Below are 16,426 nucleotides of genomic sequence, written 5' to 3'. Positions count from 1 at the left end.
TATTGCGTTCTGTCGGCTGCTGTTATCTGTGCAGCCCAACCGTTTTAAATCAAGCCGTCAGAGTAGGCCGGTATGCGACGACGCACGTACGTGGCGATGCTGGGGAGTGCTTCGCTCGCGGGCTGTGTGGGACGGCCCGGGAACACGGACGAGGCGGAGACAGACGAGGAAGAGCCAGATGAGGCGGAGACGGACGAGGCGGAGACAGATGCGGTGGCGACAGACGAGGAGCCGACGTACGATACCGAAGACCTCGAATTCCAGAAACTGTGGGCGGCCGACCTGCCGGACGACGAGGGCAGGATTAGTCTCGAGGATTACCAGGCGACCGCCGACGGGGAGACGGCGTATCTCGGCACGGAATCCGAACTGACCGCGCTGTCGCTGGCGGACGGCACCGAGCAGTGGACGCTGTCCCTGGATACTCCCCTCGACGGGGTGACTGTCGACGACGACGGACTCTACACACTGCAGGAGAAAACGGTGCAGGCGGTCGACCCGGACACTGGCGAGTCCCGCTGGTCGACGACTGCCGACAAGTTACTGTACACCAGTTACGTGACGACCGGGGACGACCACGTCGCAGCCGGCGGCGGCAACCGAACGGTCGTCGTCTTCGAGAAGGAATCGGGCCAGCAGACCGGGCGACTCCCCGCTGCGCCCAACAGCCAGGCCAGAGGCTGGAACGGGGGATTCGTGGTCGCCGATTCCAACGAGGTGGCTGCGTACGACCCCGACGGGACGGCCCAGTGGACCGCCGACGCCTCGGCGTCCTGGCTGACCCCCGTCGCCGGGTCGATGGTCGTCGGCGGCGGCCGCGGGTCGTTCGTCGGCGTCGACCTTGAGAGCGGTACCCGGGCCTGGACGACTGGGGTAGACGGCGAGCTCGAAAATCCCATGACCGCTGGGACCGACGACACGGTGTTCGTCTACCCGGGGCCGTTCGACGGGGAGACGTTCTACGCGCTCGACGCCGACACTGGGGCGGTGCGATGGGAGCAGAGTGTCGATTCGGACCTCGCCTTCCCACCGGTCGCGCTGGAGTCGGGGGTCGTCATCCACGACGGCTCCCGCGGACGGGCCTACGAGCACACGACCGGAACGGTGATCGATTCCACCCACGAGGGAGGGTACCAGTACGGGGCCACCGGGTCGGGCCGCACCGCCGTCATATACGATTCCAGGGCAGCCGCCGTCAGGCTCTGACCGGCGTCGGCGGACTGCTCGGCGCGTCACCGTCGCCACGGCGCCCTCCCGCCACGCGTGCTCGGGCGACCAGTCCAGCAGGCCGTCGGTTTTCCTTTCTATCTTTGCAGAAGTAATCTTATCACTCTCTCGGCTGTATCCAGTGGCATGCGACGACGGACGTACGTGGCGCTGGTGGGGAGTGCTTCGCTGGCGGGCTGTGTGGGACGGCTCGGGGAGACGGAGCGCCAGACCGACAGCGTCGACTTCCAGAAACTGTGGGAGACCGGCCTGGAGGACGACGACGGCCCGATCTGGGCTTTCAGAGCGACCGGCGACGGGGAGACGGCGTACCTCGGCACGAAATCCGAACTGACCGCGCTGTCGCTCGAGGACGGTACCGAGCAGTGGGCGCTGCCGCTGGACACCTACCTCGGCGGGGTGACTATCGACGACGACGGGCTGTTCATACTGTATAGCAATACGATGCAGCGAATCGACCCGGACACAGGCGAGTCCCGCTGGACGACGACGGCCGACAAAAGTACGGGATACAGTCTGGTTGCGACCACGGACGAGCACGTTGCCGTCAGCGGCGCGGGCGCGGTCTTCGTCTTCGAGAAGGAATCAGGCCAGCAGACCGCACAACCTACCGAGGCCGATGGTAACTCGGTCAGAGCCTGGGACGGGCAGTTCGTGGTCGCCGAGGATTCAGCGGTGACTGCCTACGACCCGGACGGGACGGCCCAGTGGACCGTCGACGATGTCTCGCTGAACTGGCTGACCCCCGTCGTCGGGTCGACGGTCGTCGGCGGCGGCAACGGGACGTTCGTCGGCATCGACCTCGAGGGCGGCACCCAGGCCTGGACGACCGAGGTGAGCGGCAGGTTGCCCCACGCCAAGACCGCTACGACCGACGACACGGTGTTTGTCTACCCGTGGGGAGGGGGGGCAACCCGCCCCACGGACACGTTCTACGCGCTCAGCGCCGATACTGGGGCAGTGCGATGGAAGGAGGGTGACACCGATAGCTACGCCTTCCCGCCGGTCGTGCTGGAGTCGGGCATCGTCTTCGATGGCGCAGACCGCCCACAGGCCTATGAGCACGAAACCGGACGGCAGATCGACTCGATTGACACGGGAGGGGGCTGGCGCGGGGCCACCGGGTCGGGCCGGACCGTCGTCATGTACGGTACGAGGGCCGTCGCCTACAGGCTCTGAGGGGGGTCGTCACTCTCCCAGCAGGCTCGGCTCGTCGACGGTCGCGTCGGCCCCATCTCGCCAGGTGTGCTCGGGTGCCCAGTCCAACAGCCCGTCGGCTTTCGCCGTCGAGAGGGCGGACTGCTCACCGTCGAGTTCACAGCGTGCGGGCACCTCGCCCCAGTGGGCTTCCACGAGGTCGGCGGTCGGGCGGCCGACGTAGTTCTCTGCTGCGGCGGCGTGAAAGGCCTCGTGACCCCCGAACTCGGCGTCCAGTGCAGCCGCCACGGCGCCCGCCACGTCGCGTACGTCGACGTAGGACCAGCAGTTGCCGGCACCCCCTGACAGGTCGCCCTCGGCCACGTCGCGGCAGTTGTACTCGCCGGGGTACTGAATCCAGGAGGGCCGGATGGAAGCGACACTGACGCCGTCTCGCCGGGCGACCATCTTCGCGACCTCCTCACCGGCCACCTTCGAGGTGCCGTAGGGGTCCTCGGGGGCCATCGGGTGGTCTTCGTCCATCGGGAGATACGCCGGCAGGGGCGTCTCCTCGGCGAAGGCCAGGCCGTAGGCGCTCTCGGAGGACGCCCAGGCGATATCGGCGCCCGCGCGGCCGGCCGCGTCGAGGACGGTGTAGGTCGCCTCGAGGTTGGTCTCGAACACGCGGCTCCCAGCGTGTCGCTCTGGCGAGGGGAGCGCCGCCCAGTGGACGACGGCGGCGGGGGCGAGTTCGCTCACGAGGTCTCGGACCTCGCCGCCGTCGGTCACGTCCGCCGCGCGGAACTCGATGCCCTCGCGGGTCGCTATCTCCCAGCCGGGGTGGTCGAGGTCGACACAGACGACGTGGTAGTCCTCGGCGAGGCGGTCACATATCCAGCGGCCCGAACGACCCAGCCCGCCCGTGACGACGACTGTCTCGGTCATGCCCTGCCGTTGTAGGCGTTCGTACATATGCCTGCGGGCGGCGGACGGAGAGTGTGTCATGCAAACACGATAGCGGGGTTTTAGCCGCTTGGTCACTTAGCTAACATATGCAGTGGCAAACCGACTGGGGACTCCGCGGGCGCATGGCCCTGACGATGTTCCTCCTCTTCGGGCTCTACATCGCCTTCCTCGGCGTCCTCGTGCTGTATTTCGATAGCATCGCGCTCATCATCCTCGTGATGGCGCTGTTCATGGGCGCGCAGTTCTTCTTCAGCGATAAGCTCGCCCTGTACTCGATGGGCGCCCGCGAGGTCGACCCCGACGAGTACCCCGAGCTCCACCGGCAAGTCGAGCGGCTGGCCCAGCAGGCCGACCTCCCGAAACCGAAGATCGCCGTCGCCGACTCACGGACGCCCAACGCCTTCGCGACCGGACGTTCGCAGGACAGCGCCGCCGTCGCCGTGACGACGGGCATCATGAACCTCCTCGACGACGAGGAACTGGAGGGGGTCCTGGCCCACGAGCTCGCCCACATCAAGAACCGCGACGTGATGGTGATGACTATCGCCTCCTTCCTCTCGACCATCGCCTTCCTCGTGGTCCGGTGGGGCTGGCTGTTCTCGGGCGGGCGCTCGCGTGGCGGCCAGCAGCAGGCGCCCGTCTTCGTCGCTATCCTGCTCTCGCTGGTGGTGTGGGTCGTCTCGTTCCTGCTCATCCGCGCGCTCTCTCGGTACCGCGAGTTCGCCGCCGACCGCGGCGGCGCCTCGATTACGGGTCGCCCCGCGGCGCTGGCGACCGCGCTGATGAAGATAGACAGCGGGATGGAGAAAGTGCCACAGGAGGACCTGCGGGGCCAGTCGGAGATGAACGCGTTCTTCATCATCCCCATCCGCTCCGGGTTCGTCGGCCGGCTGTTCTCGACGCACCCGTCGACCGAGAAGCGAATCGAGCGATTGCGCGCGCTGGAACGGGAACTGTAAGGTTACAGCGCCGCTCCGATTATCATAACTTACAATCCAAGCGACATTTTCATATGTGAACAGTTGTCAATGGTAATCCACGATGCCGACAGAAACCCCTCCGGAAGACGCCGCCCGCACAATAGTCACCCGCGTCGCAGCGATCCGAGACGTGGAGCTGACGGCGCTCCCGCCGCTGCAGGAGACCATCGACGTCGACTCGCTCGACGCGCTCCTGGACGGGAAGTTCTCGGGGACCTGTACGTTCACCTACGCCGACTGTACGATTCGTGTCGGAGGCCACGGCCGGATTCGCGTCAGTCGCCGTCTCGATGACTCGACGATAGATACCGCCGGACAGCGGCGACAACGACGCCGCAACTGACGACGGCCGACACCGGCCTCCCGAGTAGCGGCCCGACACTGACAGGGGGCCTGCGTCGCTCGTTCGCAGTCCGCCACTCGGTACCGCCGGGACGGCAACCGCCTTACCGCTCGCACCCTATCGTTCGGTATGGGACTGCTTTCCGGACTCAAGAGCGTCCTCGGGATGCGTGCGGAGGCCGACGCGACCCGGGACGCCGACCCCGACGACCTCTTCGGGATGTCGACGGCCCACGTCACCATGGAGGCCGAGCTTGGCTACGAGCCGACCGGCGACGCGGCGCTGTGTTTCGGGGACGTGGACAGCACGGACTTCGCGGCGGCAACGGACGAGGTCGAGGCCATCCTCGACGCCGGCGAGGCCGAGACCGGCACGGTGGCCGACTTTGTCGGCGACAGCCACGGCTACCGCTGGGTCGTCCTCCACGACGCGGACTTCGACGACCTCGTCACCTCTATCCACTTCGCCGCCGACACGCTCATCGAGCGGCGCTACGGCTCGCGGTTGCTGGCCGCCCTCTTCGCATTCGGAGATGACCGCACCGGTGACCCCGCCTACTGGGTGTACTCCTTCCGCCGGGGGGCGTACTACCCGTTCGCGCCGGACCCCGACACCGACCACGAGCGCGACCAGGCGACGGAGTTCAAACTGGAGAGCAAGCTCGACGGCGAACTCAGCGTCGAGGACGACAAGGCCTTCTGGTACCCGCTGTGGCCCGACCGCGCGGGCGACCACCCCTGGGAGTAGTATGCAGGACATCGCTGTCTACGACCACCTTCGCTCGACCGACCCCGATGACGACGACGCCGTCTACCGCGTCGTCGGCACCCGCCCTGAGAGCGTGACGCTCCTGCGCGTCTCCGACGGCGACGGCCGGCGCGCGAACACGGGCGAGGTGGTCACCGTCTCCCACGAGACGCTCTCTACCTTCGAGACGGTCGAGAACCCGGACGGCAACCGCGGTCTCCTCGGAACGGTCGGCTCGGTGGTCAGCGGAGCCTACTGGTCGCTCCGGGCGGGCGGCCCGCTCATGATCGCTGGCGTCCTCATGGCGGTGGTCGGTACCCTCGCCAACGTCGGCCTGCTGGCGCTGTCACCGCTGGCCGTCAACGGGCTCATCTTCCTCGGTTTCGGCTGTATCCTCCTCTCGCTGGTCGTCGGTTGACCCACCGTGTCGCCCCTTCGCTTCTAAAAGTCCCGATACCGTGCTCTCGTCTCCCGCTTCCGTCTGCCAGTTTCACTTTCACTACACTGTTAACGGGGGTTTATATCCCATCGGGCGTAAGCCACATCCATGTCCGAAGCAGCAGACCTCGAAGACCTGCCGGGTGTGGGGCCAGCAACAGCGGAGAAGCTCAAAGAGAACGGATTCGACTCCTACCAGGGGATTGCCGTCGCCTCCCCCAGCGAACTGTCGAACACCGCCGACATCGGCGAGTCTTCGGCCTCAGATATCATCAACGCCGCTCGCGACGCCGCCGACATCGGCGGGTTCGAGACGGGTGCGACTGTCCTGGAGCGCCGGGAACAGATCGGCAAGCTCTCCTGGGGCGTCGACGAGGTCGACGAGCTGCTCGGCGGCGGCGTCGAGACCCAGTCCATCACCGAGGTGTACGGCGAGTTCGGGGCCGGGAAGTCCCAGGTGACCCACCAGCTCGCGGTCAACGTCCAGCTCCCCGCCGAACACGGCGGGCTCGAGGGTAGCGCCATCTTCATCGACTCCGAGGACACGTTCCGCCCCGAGCGTATCGAGCAGATGGTCGAGGGCCAGGAGGACGAGGCGCTCGAAGACATGATGAAGCTCCACGGTATCGTCGGCGAGGACGAGGCCGCCGACGCGACCGACGACGACCTGATGGCCGACCTCGTCGAGTCGGTGCTCGACAAGATTCACGTCGCGAAGGCGTTCAACTCCAACCACCAGATTCTGCTGGCCGAGAAGGCCCAGGAGATCGCCAGCCAGAGCCAGGACGACGAGTTCCCGGTCCGGCTGCTCGCGGTGGACTCCCTGACGGCACACTTCCGTGCGGAGTACGTCGGTCGTGGCCAGCTCGCCGACCGCCAGCAGAAGCTCAACAAACACCTCCACGACCTGATGCGCGTGGGCGACCTCAACAACACCGCCGTGTTGGTCACAAACCAGGTCGCGTCGAACCCCGATTCGTTCTTCGGTGACCCGACCCAGCCCATCGGTGGGAACATCCTCGGCCACACCTCCACCTTCCGCATCTACCTGCGCAAGTCCAAGGGGAACAAGCGCATCGTCAAGCTCGTCGACGCGCCGAACCTCCCCGACGGCGAGGGCGTCATGCGCGTCGAGGGCGCTGGCCTGAAAAACGAGTAGCGAGACGGGCCGTTTCCGCTCTGTTCTTTTTTTGTGCTGTCTCGGTGAGCGGCAGTGCCGGTCTGTGTGCTGTCTGGGTCGTGTCCCCATACCCCGAACCCCTCTGTTTCAATTGGAACCCGGCGCCGTCTCGCGTCTTGCGGGCGTCTGACGCACCGCAGTGAAAGTGGTTCCCACGCCAGCAAACCGCCGGACGGCGATACATCTCCTGTCGAAACGAGGGGGTTGTGACCGAAAACCACACGACGGCAACTCGACACGATGGTATAGGGAGGGGTAGCTCAACGACTGCAGATTCGCTGATTCTGTTGACCGGGCCGCCGGCGATAAACCGCCTCCGTGACTAGTCCCCTGCCTGTCTGCAGTGGCCGATGCGTCGGCGATACACCGCCTCCGTGACTAGTCCCCTGCCTGTCTGCAGTGGCCGATGCGTCGGCGATACACCGCCTCCGTGACTAGTCCCCTGCAGACTTCATCCCGGTGCCGTCTAAGTCCTCGCCGCCGACCGAGGAACGCAGCGCGTCCATCCCGTCGTCGCGGTCGATACCGAAGTTGTCCGCGTACAGCTCCTGAACGCGGTCGTACTCTTCGTCCGACAGCGGCGGGGTGTCGGGCGCGCCGGCCCACTCGTCGATGTCGGCGTTCGTCCGGAAAGTGGGCGTGACCGACGCGACCTCGTCGTGGGCGAGCAGCCACTGGATGGCGGCCTGGCCCATTGTGCGTTCCCCATCGCGTTCCAGAAACCGGAGCGTCTCCACCTTCTCCCAGCCGGTCTCGTACCACTCGGTGGGTCGGTGGCCGCGGTGGTCGCCCTCTTCGAGTTCGGTGTCGGGGGTGACCTGCTCGTTCAACAGTCCGGAGGAGTGGGGGACCCGAGCGAGTACCGACGTGTCCGCGTTCTGCTCGCGGATGGTGTCGATGAAATGCTGGCCGGGCGTCTGCTCGAAGAGGTTGAACACGGTCTGGAGCGCGTCGAACTCGTTGGCGACGGCGGCGTCGCCGTCGGCCAGCCAGCCGATAGAGGGGCCAAGCGCCCAGCCGATGGCCTCGACTTTCCCCTCCTCGCGCAGTTCGTCGAGCGTCTCCAGCACGTCGGGGGTCACCTCGTCGACGTTGGCGTTGTGGAGCATCAGGAGTTCCACGTGGTCCATGTCCAGCCGGTCGAGCGAGCGGTCTAACGCGGTGCGAATCCACTCGGGCGTGACCTTCTTCGGCAGTTCACCGTGGCCCGCCTGCGGGTTGTTGTAGAAGTCGTAGCCGACCTTCGTCGAGACGGTCACTTCGTCCCGTACTTCGGCGAGGGCCTCGCCGACGAGCTCCTCGCTGTCGCCGTGGCCGTAGACGTCACCGGTATCGAAGAACGTCACGTCCTGGTCGACGGCGTGTTGCACCATTTCGATAGCCTGGTCGTGCGTTCGGTCGCCCCACCAGTCCGTGCCGACGACCCAGGCACCGAAGCCGACCTCCGAGACTTCGATTCCCGTGTTCCCGAGCGTATCGTACTTCATGAGGGCGTGTTAGGGCGGTCCACACTTATCGCTCTTGGTTCGTCCGTCGAAACCTGCCGCGCCGGTGTCGCTACTCCCCACCGCGCGTCGGAATCCGGAGCTCCGGGACGGCGATACTGTCCAGAATCTCGACGCGGCCGTACTCCCGGCGGACCCACCAGTAGAGCGCCCCAGACCCCAGCGCCAGCAGCGGGAGGGCGACGAGGCCGCCCTCGGGGCCGAACGCGCCGCCCGTCACCAGTTCGGGCCCCATCGACTCGGTGCCGACCAGTGCGACGCCGGTGTCGAGGCCGCTGACGGGGAAGTCCCACATCGAGAGGGCGTAGTTCCAGGCGACGTGGAAGCCACAGGCGATGCCGAGTCGGCCGGTGAGGACGTAGCAGGCCCCGAGCAGGACGCCGTAGAGCGTGATGTTCGTCACCGACAGCAGCGTCGCGCTGGGGTTGGTCCAGTGCAGGAGGCCAAAGAGCGCACCGGTCAGGACGGTGGCGGCGACCGTCGAGGCCGCCTTGCCGATGGCGCCGGCGGCACCCTCCGCGAGGTTCGTCAGGAGATAGCCCCGGACGAGAATCTCCTCGGCGGTCGCCTGAACGACGAAGAAGGGGACGAGCAGCGCCAGCCCGATGACTGCGCTCGTCGAGCCGAGACCGAAGGTCCCACCCGTGGTCGTCGGGAGCACGGCGGTGATGGCGGTCCAGCCGACCGCGAGCTGGGTGGCAAGCACGGCAGTCGGCAGCCCCACACCGAGCGCGACACCGAAGCCGGCGTCGCGCCACCACTGGCCGTCGAGCCCCAGCCCGAAGTCGGCGAGCGTGCGCCTGTCCAGCAGATAGCCGACACCGAGCCCGGCAGCACCCATCGCGAGAAAGCCCCAGCCGAGTTCGCTCAGGGCGTACACCGCTCCGGCCAGTCCAGTCTCCCCGGTCGGCGCGGGGACGACGGCAAAGAGAAGCGTGAACAGGACGGTAACGAAGCCGGCCAGCAGTATCCAGAGGCCGATTCGCCACGGTGCCCGGAGGCGCTTCTCGGCGGGGTTGACGAGGTAGCCCCGTATCTCCATGATAAAATCCGACCTGGCCATGTCGGTGTGACGGCCGGCGGCGGTTTATATTGTCGCCACTGCGGCACGCGGGATACCCGGTCGCCCGAACAGGGGGACGATGGGGTAGTGACACCGGTGTTACCCACTGGTGGCGACGTAACGGAAACCACTATCTGCCCTCGCGGCCAGGCTTGTGACATGACGAAGCGCCACGTGTCGCTGCCGCCGCTGGCCGAGGAGGGTCTCCGGGCTTTTATCGACGAGGTCGACGAGCGACTCTCGGGCGAGGAGGACACCTGTGACGTGGTCACCGACGTGCTCATCGACCTCCACGGCGACCGCGAGGCCTACGAGCGCTGGCAGGCTGGCGAGGACATCTCCCCCGCCGAACGCGTCCGCCTCCAGGGCTATGACCCCTGCAACACGACCCTAGAGAGCGAGTACTACGCCGAGAAAGACGAGGAGCGGTTCAAACGCTCGAAACACCTCCAGTGGCTCTGGCGACAGTTCGACGCGACGCCGATGGCCGACAACGTCGAGTTCGCGCTGCGCTTTCGCCGGATGCTCGCCGACCACCTCTTCGAGTCCTGTGGCGAGGGATGCCGATTCTTCAAGAACATCTCCTTTACCTACGGCCACAACATCGAACTCGGCGACAACGTCGTCGTCCACGACGACGTCCACCTCGACGACCGCGGGAAGCTCACCATCGGCGACCGCGTCTCTATCTCGGACGATTCCCACGTCTACAGCCACGACCACGACGCTGTCGACCAGACCCACGTCGACAACTATCACACCATCATCGAGGACGACGTGCGGCTGACCTACGACTCGATGGTCCGGGCCGGCGTCCGGGTGGGCGAGAACGCCATCCTCGCGGCCAAATCCATCGCCGGGAAGGACATTCCGGCCCACCACATCGCGGCCGGGACACCCGCCAAGTCCATCGCTGTCAAGGAGGGCTGGGAGTCGGTCGCCGACCCGCTGGAGAGCGCCAACGTCGACCGCCGCGCCGAGCGCGAACTCGACGTCGAGATTCCCGACGACATCACCGTCTTCGACGAGTTCCAGCGCGACCTCTCGCCGCCGGACCGCTGAGAGCGCGGAATCTCCCGCCCAAGTATCACATCTGAAAATTGGCGGGTAACACCAAAGTAGTATTCTCGCCCACTACCACTCATGCAACCCTGGGTGTGGCTCACGGCGTACGTCCTCGGGTTCGGGCTGTTGCAGATACTGCTTTACCGGCATTTCAGCGGGCAGACGACGTCTCCCCAGCCCACCGAGGGCCGCGCCGCGCGGGCCGACGGTGGCCGACGAGTCACCAGTGACACGGCCGAGACCATCGCTTGCGAACACTGCGGCGCTGTGAACGAGTCCCACCGGATGATTCGGTACTGTGGGAGCTGTGCCGAGTCCCTCCGGTAGGCCTTTGGCCGGCCACGGGGACGTTCGACTATGCGGGCCATCGCCATCAACGTCGGTGCCAACACCAACGAACCCGGTTTTCGCGGCCCACTCTTCCCCGACGGAACCTTTGAGTACATCCCGATTCCCGAGGCGAAACCGACCGCCGAACCGGTTCCGACCTACGCCGACCTCGACGTAGACACCGACGTGAGCGGCGTCGCCGACCGCCCCGTCCACTTCGACCCCGAGTTCCCCGAAGTGGGCGGCGAGCGCTACACCTACGGCGACGAACACGGCGTCAAGGCCGGGCCGCTCTCGGAGCTGTCGGCCGGTGACTACCTCCTCTTCTACGCGACGCTGTCGACGACCGGCGAGCCACCCGACTGGGCACCGCCTCAGTGGGGCGCTCACGTCATTGGTCACTTCCGGCTGGCCCGGGACCCGGTCACTGGGGAATCGTATCGTGACCTCCCGGCCGAGGAGCGGGCCGTCTTCGACTCGAACGCCCACGTCAAGCGGGCCGACTTCGACGCCCGCGTCCTCCTGCTGGGCGACCCCGACGGGTCGCGGCTGTACGAGACGGTCGTCCCGCTGTCGGCGCCCGCCGGCGGGACGGACGCCAACTGGCTCGTCACCGAGCGGTCCTCGGACTCCGGGAAGGGCCCCTGGTGGCGCCGACCGATGCGCTTCGACGCGGACGCCACGGCGGAGCTGCTCGACTTCGCCGACGACTATCCCGGCGCCGTCTTCGACTGACGGGCCGGCCGGGAGAGTTATCACCAGTGAAAACGTGACACCAACACATATGTCCAGAGGCGTCGATGCTGAGACTATGCGACTCTCCACGGGGGTCCCCGGATTCGACGAACTCGTCGAGGGGGGCTTGCTGCCCGACCGACTGTACGTCGTCAGCGGCCCGCCAGGCAGCGGGAAGACCACCTTCTGCTCGCAGTTCATGACGCAGGGCGCCAAGGAAGGCGAGACCTGTCTCTACGTGACGATGCACGAGACGAAAGAGGAGTTGATGCAGGACATGGCCGGCTACGAGTTCGGGTTCGACCGGGCGATGCAGTCCGACGCCGTCCAGTTTCTCAATCTCGTCACCGAGAGCGGCAAGCGCACCATCACGCAGTTCGGGACCGAGGGCGGCCTGACGAACCGGCTGGTGGCCTACATCGAGCAGAACGACATCCAGCGGGTGGTCATCGACTCGACCATGCTGTTGCAGCACTTCATGAACGACATCGACAGCGAGATAACGGGCTTTCTCTCGGCGCTGAAACAGACCGACGCGACCACCCTGCTCATCTCGGAGATGACCGACCCCTCCTCCTACAGCGACGAGCACTATCTGGCCCACGGCGTCATCTTCTTCCACAACTTCCTGGAGGGCGGGAGCATGACCCGCGGCGTACAGGTCATCAAGATGCGTGGCACGGCCATCGACTGCGATATCCGCAAGATCTCCTTCTCCGACCGCGGCCTGCAGGTCCACGCCGACGAGAAAATCGACTCATGATAGTGACACTCGCAGATTGTTTCCGGACAGGGTCGGCGCGTCCCGGTAAACCGCCACAGGAATCAATATGAGCCGCTACGAACGGGAGTTCGAGACCGGGTGGGAGACACTCGGGAAGGACGAGGCGACGACGCGGGCCTACGCTATCGGCGTCGCAGAGCGGCTGGGCGAACGCAACCGCGAGGAGCTGAAAGCCATCTACGCCGAGATGGACTCGGCGTACCACCGCAGTATGGTCGAACTCGCCTACGAGGAGGGTCGCAACGAGGCCAAGGCCGCGGCCGACCCCAACAGCGACGACGGCGACGCCGTCTGGGCCGAACTCGTCCAAGGCGAAGTGACGACGGTCGACCCCGACGACATCCCAGAGCCCAAGCGTGAGAGCCTCCCCGAAGCGCTCGACTCGGGGGAGCTGCTCGACAAGCAGGAGGTCGACAGCACCGAGCCGGTTGACCGCCCCGAGTTTCTGGACAGATAGCGAGATATCGACTGAGTCGATATCTCGGATACCGACGCGGGGAACGAAGTGACCCGCGGAGGAATAGCGAGACGCTGAACGTAGTGAAGCGTCTCGTAGCGAACCGGCGACCGTGGCGAGACCGACCAGAGCGGGAGGTCTCGAAGCGAACCGGCGACCGCAGGGAGCCGGAGAGCAGTGAGCCGGAGAGCCGCGCGGCGTGCCCGGCCGCCCTGTTCGTATTTAGTTAGGAGACTTCGAGTTCGAACAGCCAGAAAGCCCCACCCGTAGCCGGTTGGCCAGCCGGCATGGGTGGGGCGTTCTGGCTCTCAGAACCAATCGCTGCTAAAGTAACCACTGCCGCCGCCCTCGGCAACAGGGTTATATACTCGACAGGATAAGCCGGCTCACATGAGCCGAATCAAACTGTCGCTGCCGGACCAGGTCGACTCCGACATCCAGCGTCTCGTCGACCAGGGGGAGTTCTTGAACCGCGACCAGGCCGTCGAGGACCTGCTGAAACGCGGTATCTCGGCGTACAACGTCACCACAGAAGAGTCTGAGGAGCCGGTCGACGACGAGATGTTCGGCCAGACCGCGGCCGAGCAGCAGGACCCCGCCCAGATGGACGACGACTACGGGTTCTAGCTGTCGCTGGGGGTCAATCGCGCGAAAAAAGTGTAGCTGGGGCCGCCGCCGCTCTAAAAGGAGACTTCTTCCGGGCCGTCCTCGCCCATGCAGACTGGGTCCCGGTCCGAGTAGCCCTTCCGGCCAATAGCCTTGCCCGAGACGCCGGCCAGCGCCGTCAAGCGTGCGTCTTCGGCCGTCTCGAACGTCTCGGGGGCCGACCGCGAGAGCGCGTCGGCCAGTTTCTCGGTGCCGTTTGGCAGTTCGAGGGTCAGGTCGCCCTCGGCCTCGATGAGCTCTTCGGTGGTCATTGGGTACTGCTGTGCGTCGAACGCCGCCTCCGCGTCTGTCCACATCGTCATACCACAGGGGAGCGGGTGATGGGATATAAACTTCATGGTTTATAATGATAATATTCCTTAATTGCATTAATTGGGTCGGCGTGCCACGGGGGAACTGGCTTGCCGCTGGATTGCGATTCGGACGTATGGTCGTCGCGGACCTCCACGTACACACGACGCGCTCGGACGGCTCGCTCACGCTCTCGACGCTCCCGGACGCGGCCGCCGACGCCGGGGTCGATGTGGTCGCGGTCACCGACCACGACCGGGTCCAGCCCGCCCTCGACGGTCCGGTGACGACCCGCGACGGTCTCACCCTCGTCCACGGTATCGAGCTGCGCGTCGACGCCGGCGACCAGCGGCTCGACCTGCTGGGCTACGGCGTCGAGCCCACCGACGCGCTGGTCGCCGCGTGTGCCCGCATCCAGCGCAACCGTCGCGAGCGCGGTCGGGCCATCATCGACTGCGTCGAGGCCCGCCTGGACGTCTCGCTGTCGGTCGAACCCCGTGCGGGGCTGGGCCGACCCCACATCGCCCGGGCCATCGCCGAGGCGACCGACTACAGCTACCAGGGGGCGTTCGACGACATCATCGGCGATGACTGCCCCTGCTACGTCCCCCGCGAGGTCCCCGACTTCGACCGGGGCCGCGAGTTGCTTTCCGACGCCTGCGGGCTGGTCGGGCTGGCCCACCCCTTCCGGTATCGCGACACCGGGGCCGCGCTCGACCGCTGTCGGGACCTGGACGCCGTCGAGCGGTGGTACCCATACGGGCGGTCCGTCGACATCGACCGGCTCGCGGACGCCATCGAGCGGTACGACCTCTTGCCGACCGGCGGGAGCGACGCTCACGACCGACAACTCGGCGTCAGTGGCCTCGACGGTGATGCCTGGGCGCGGGTCCGGGAGCGTCTCGTCTGAGCCCGCTCTCGCCGCCCCGCTCCGTCTGACGGCCGGCAGACGGAATCCGAGGGTTCAATGCCCCACGGGTCAAACGTTCGCGTATGCAGTGTCACTACTGCGACCGTGACGCGGACATCGCCGTCGACAGCGACGGGGTCAAGGTCGGCGTCTGCAAGACGCACTTCCGCGAGCAGATGGCCGAACTCGAAAACGCCGACTGGCTCGAGGATCTCGACGAAGAACTCGACATCGACCGGCGGGAATAGCGACCGTTCGTCCACTCGATAACGGAAGACCAGTCCATACGTCAATTCTCTCCTGCTAGAACTGACTGCCGTCGAACGCTACATCTTTACCTTCCCAGGGGGACCTTCGGCCACAGTGACCGACGGTTCATGGGCCCGACAGGCGAGCCACGCCGGCGCCCTGCTTTCGGCGCTGGGCGCGGTCGTCTGGCTCAGCGGGCTCCCATTTCTCTTCCCGAGTCTCGGCCCCACGGCGTACCTCTTTGCCACCCAGCCGTCGGCCCGGCAGTCGGCGCCCCGGCGGGTGCTGGGCGGACACGCCGTCGGCGTCATCGCCGGGCTCGTGGCGTATCACGCCATCGCCGGCGAGGTAATCATCACCGCGTCGATGGGGCCCGCCTCGATGGACGGCCTCAGACTCGCGGCCAGCGGGGTCGTCGCCGTCGCGCTCACCACGGCCGGGATGACTCTCACCGACACCGGCCACGCCCCGGCCTGTGCGACGACGCTCATCGTCGGGCTGGGTATCCTCGCCGCGCCACTGGAGGGCGCGATTATCATGCTGGCCGTCGGTGTACTGGTCGGAGAACAGGCGCTGTTGAACCGCCTTGTCTAGTCGTCGCTTGCGACCTGCTCGCTCTCGGTGGCGGCGACGCGCTGCCCGCGGACGTAGTCGGTGAAGTTGTCGAAGAGCCGCTTGGCCTCGCAGGCCGCCCGGTAGTTCTCGTCGGTGATGCCGTCGAGGACGCGCTCGATACGCTCGTCGGGGAGGTCCTTGCCCGAGGCCACGTCCTCGGCGGTCGCGGGGTCGTACTCGGGGTGGAACTGAACCGCGAAGACGTCCCCCTTCCGGAAGCCGTGGACACCGTAGTCGTTCTCGGCGAACTGCGTCGCGCCCGGCGGCAGCTCCGCGACGTGGTCCGAATGGGTCGTGAAGACGGTGAACTCCTCGTCGACACCCGAAAGCAGCGGGTTCGCCCCGTCGTGTTCGACGGTCCGGTAGCCAATCTCGTAGTCGTCCATCGGTGCGACGGTACCGCCCAGCGTATGCGCCAGCAGCTGGTGGCCGAAACACACCCCCAGGAAGGGGACCCCCTCGTCGATGGCGTCGTCGACCCACGACTCGAGGTCGGCGATCCACGGCTCGTCCCAGTAGACAGAGGCCCGCGAACCGGTGACGAGACAGGCGTCGAACGCGAAGCTCTCGGGTAGTTCGCGCTCGGTGACGTCGAACTCCACGAGGTCGGCGTCGAGCTCCCGCCGGAAGTTCCGGCGGTTGTCCTCGCCGTCGTGGGCCGCGTTCAGCAGGGCGATACGCAGACTCATTGTCTGTATGCAACAGGTGGAGCACCAAAAGGCCACGTTTCCGCGGTGA

At 66.4% G+C, this 16,426-nt stretch carries 21 protein-coding genes; 16 read left to right on the top strand and 5 right to left on the bottom strand.

The window, feature by feature from the left end; genetic code table 11:
• The first annotated feature begins 72 nt into the window (after positions 1-72).
• Complete coding sequence (locus EGD98_RS09360) at positions 73-1,206, top strand: outer membrane protein assembly factor BamB family protein (protein ID WP_220588116.1); 1,134 nt, start codon at positions 73-75, stop codon at positions 1,204-1,206.
• A gap of 147 nt (positions 1,207-1,353) precedes the next feature.
• Positions 1,354-2,406: an outer membrane protein assembly factor BamB family protein gene (locus EGD98_RS09355; protein WP_220588115.1), complete on the top strand. Its 1,053-nt coding sequence runs from the start codon at positions 1,354-1,356 to the stop codon at positions 2,404-2,406.
• A 9-nt stretch (positions 2,407-2,415) separates the two neighbouring features.
• Here the strand turns inward: EGD98_RS09355 and EGD98_RS09350 are convergent, their stop codons facing one another.
• Positions 2,416-3,309, bottom strand: coding sequence for an NAD-dependent epimerase/dehydratase family protein (locus EGD98_RS09350; RefSeq protein WP_220588114.1), 894 nt, complete (start codon positions 3,307-3,309; stop codon positions 2,416-2,418).
• 107 nt (positions 3,310-3,416) lie between these two features.
• Between EGD98_RS09350 and htpX the strand changes: the two genes are divergently transcribed.
• The 5 genes from htpX (at position 3,417) to radA (ending at position 6,997) form a co-directional block, all read left to right on the top strand.
• Positions 3,417-4,289, top strand: coding sequence for a zinc metalloprotease HtpX (gene htpX / locus EGD98_RS09345; protein ID WP_220588113.1), 873 nt, complete (start codon positions 3,417-3,419; stop codon positions 4,287-4,289).
• Positions 4,290-4,371: 82 nt separating this feature from the next.
• Positions 4,372-4,653 carry a HalOD1 output domain-containing protein gene (locus EGD98_RS09340; protein ID WP_220588112.1) on the top strand — a complete coding sequence of 94 codons (282 nt, stop codon included), beginning with the start codon at positions 4,372-4,374 and terminating at the stop codon, positions 4,651-4,653.
• A 129-nt stretch (positions 4,654-4,782) separates the two neighbouring features.
• Positions 4,783-5,400 carry a PspA-associated protein PspAB gene (gene pspAB / locus EGD98_RS09335; RefSeq protein ID WP_220588111.1) on the top strand — a complete coding sequence of 206 codons (618 nt, stop codon included), beginning with the start codon at positions 4,783-4,785 and terminating at the stop codon, positions 5,398-5,400.
• Between the two features lies 1 nt (position 5,401).
• Positions 5,402-5,818, top strand: a complete 417-nt coding sequence (locus tag EGD98_RS09330) for a hypothetical protein (protein WP_220588110.1) — start codon at positions 5,402-5,404, stop codon at positions 5,816-5,818.
• 129 nt (positions 5,819-5,947) lie between these two features.
• Complete coding sequence (gene radA, locus EGD98_RS09325) at positions 5,948-6,997, top strand: DNA repair and recombination protein RadA (RefSeq protein ID WP_220588109.1); 1,050 nt, start codon at positions 5,948-5,950, stop codon at positions 6,995-6,997.
• 455 nt (positions 6,998-7,452) lie between these two features.
• Here the strand turns inward: radA and EGD98_RS09320 are convergent, their stop codons facing one another.
• Both EGD98_RS09320 and EGD98_RS09315 read right to left on the bottom strand, forming a co-directional pair.
• Complete coding sequence (locus EGD98_RS09320; protein ID WP_220588108.1) at positions 7,453-8,505, bottom strand: aldo/keto reductase; 1,053 nt, start codon at positions 8,503-8,505, stop codon at positions 7,453-7,455.
• Between the two features lie 70 nt (positions 8,506-8,575).
• A complete protein-coding gene (locus tag EGD98_RS09315) occupies positions 8,576-9,586 on the bottom strand; it encodes a CPBP family intramembrane glutamic endopeptidase (RefSeq protein ID WP_220588107.1) in 1,011 nt (336 codons plus the stop codon).
• Positions 9,587-9,745: 159 nt separating this feature from the next.
• Here EGD98_RS09315 and EGD98_RS09310 point away from each other — a divergent pair, with 159 nt between their 5' ends.
• The 6 genes from EGD98_RS09310 to EGD98_RS09285 all read left to right on the top strand — a co-directional run bounded on the left by EGD98_RS09310 (position 9,746) and on the right by EGD98_RS09285 (position 13,584).
• Positions 9,746-10,648 (top strand): acyltransferase, encoded by a 903-nt coding sequence (locus EGD98_RS09310; protein WP_220588106.1) that lies wholly within the window; start codon positions 9,746-9,748, stop codon positions 10,646-10,648.
• A gap of 81 nt (positions 10,649-10,729) precedes the next feature.
• On the top strand, positions 10,730-10,978 hold the full coding sequence (locus EGD98_RS09305) for a DUF7577 domain-containing protein (protein ID WP_220588105.1): 249 nt from the start codon (positions 10,730-10,732) through the stop codon (positions 10,976-10,978).
• Positions 10,979-11,008: 30 nt separating this feature from the next.
• Positions 11,009-11,716: an Nmad3 family putative nucleotide modification protein gene (locus EGD98_RS09300; RefSeq protein ID WP_220588104.1), complete on the top strand. Its 708-nt coding sequence runs from the start codon at positions 11,009-11,011 to the stop codon at positions 11,714-11,716.
• 76 nt (positions 11,717-11,792) lie between these two features.
• Positions 11,793-12,479: an RAD55 family ATPase gene (locus EGD98_RS09295; RefSeq protein WP_220588103.1), complete on the top strand. Its 687-nt coding sequence runs from the start codon at positions 11,793-11,795 to the stop codon at positions 12,477-12,479.
• A 67-nt stretch (positions 12,480-12,546) separates the two neighbouring features.
• Positions 12,547-12,957 (top strand): DUF8057 family protein, encoded by a 411-nt coding sequence (locus EGD98_RS09290; protein ID WP_220588102.1) that lies wholly within the window; start codon positions 12,547-12,549, stop codon positions 12,955-12,957.
• A gap of 390 nt (positions 12,958-13,347) precedes the next feature.
• A complete protein-coding gene (locus tag EGD98_RS09285) occupies positions 13,348-13,584 on the top strand; it encodes a ribbon-helix-helix domain-containing protein (protein ID WP_220588101.1) in 237 nt (78 codons plus the stop codon).
• Between the two features lie 53 nt (positions 13,585-13,637).
• Here EGD98_RS09285 and EGD98_RS09280 read toward each other — a convergent pair whose 3' ends face one another.
• On the bottom strand, positions 13,638-13,925 hold the full coding sequence (locus EGD98_RS09280) for a DUF5789 family protein (protein WP_220588100.1): 288 nt from the start codon (positions 13,923-13,925) through the stop codon (positions 13,638-13,640).
• A 125-nt stretch (positions 13,926-14,050) separates the two neighbouring features.
• Here EGD98_RS09280 and EGD98_RS09275 point away from each other — a divergent pair, with 125 nt between their 5' ends.
• The 3 genes from EGD98_RS09275 (at position 14,051) to EGD98_RS09265 (ending at position 15,667) form a co-directional block, all read left to right on the top strand.
• Positions 14,051-14,824, top strand: a complete 774-nt coding sequence (locus EGD98_RS09275) for a PHP domain-containing protein (protein WP_220588099.1) — start codon at positions 14,051-14,053, stop codon at positions 14,822-14,824.
• 83 nt (positions 14,825-14,907) lie between these two features.
• Positions 14,908-15,072, top strand: coding sequence for a DUF6757 family protein (locus EGD98_RS09270; protein WP_220588098.1), 165 nt, complete (start codon positions 14,908-14,910; stop codon positions 15,070-15,072).
• A 115-nt stretch (positions 15,073-15,187) separates the two neighbouring features.
• A complete protein-coding gene (locus EGD98_RS09265) occupies positions 15,188-15,667 on the top strand; it encodes an HPP family protein (RefSeq protein ID WP_220588097.1) in 480 nt (159 codons plus the stop codon).
• Here EGD98_RS09265 and EGD98_RS09260 read toward each other — a convergent pair.
• A complete protein-coding gene (locus EGD98_RS09260) occupies positions 15,664-16,377 on the bottom strand; it encodes a type 1 glutamine amidotransferase (protein ID WP_220588096.1) in 714 nt (237 codons plus the stop codon). The two genes, EGD98_RS09265 and EGD98_RS09260, sit on opposite strands and share 4 nt — an antisense overlap.
• Positions 16,378-16,426 lie beyond the last annotated feature (49 nt).

Source organism: Haloarcula salinisoli (genome assembly GCF_019599405.1).
Taxonomy (GTDB): Archaea; Halobacteriota; Halobacteria; order Halobacteriales; family Haloarculaceae; genus Haloarcula; species Haloarcula salinisoli.
The sequence above is the reverse complement of the archived record's forward strand: the minus strand, read 5'-3'. Positions and strand labels throughout refer to the sequence as shown.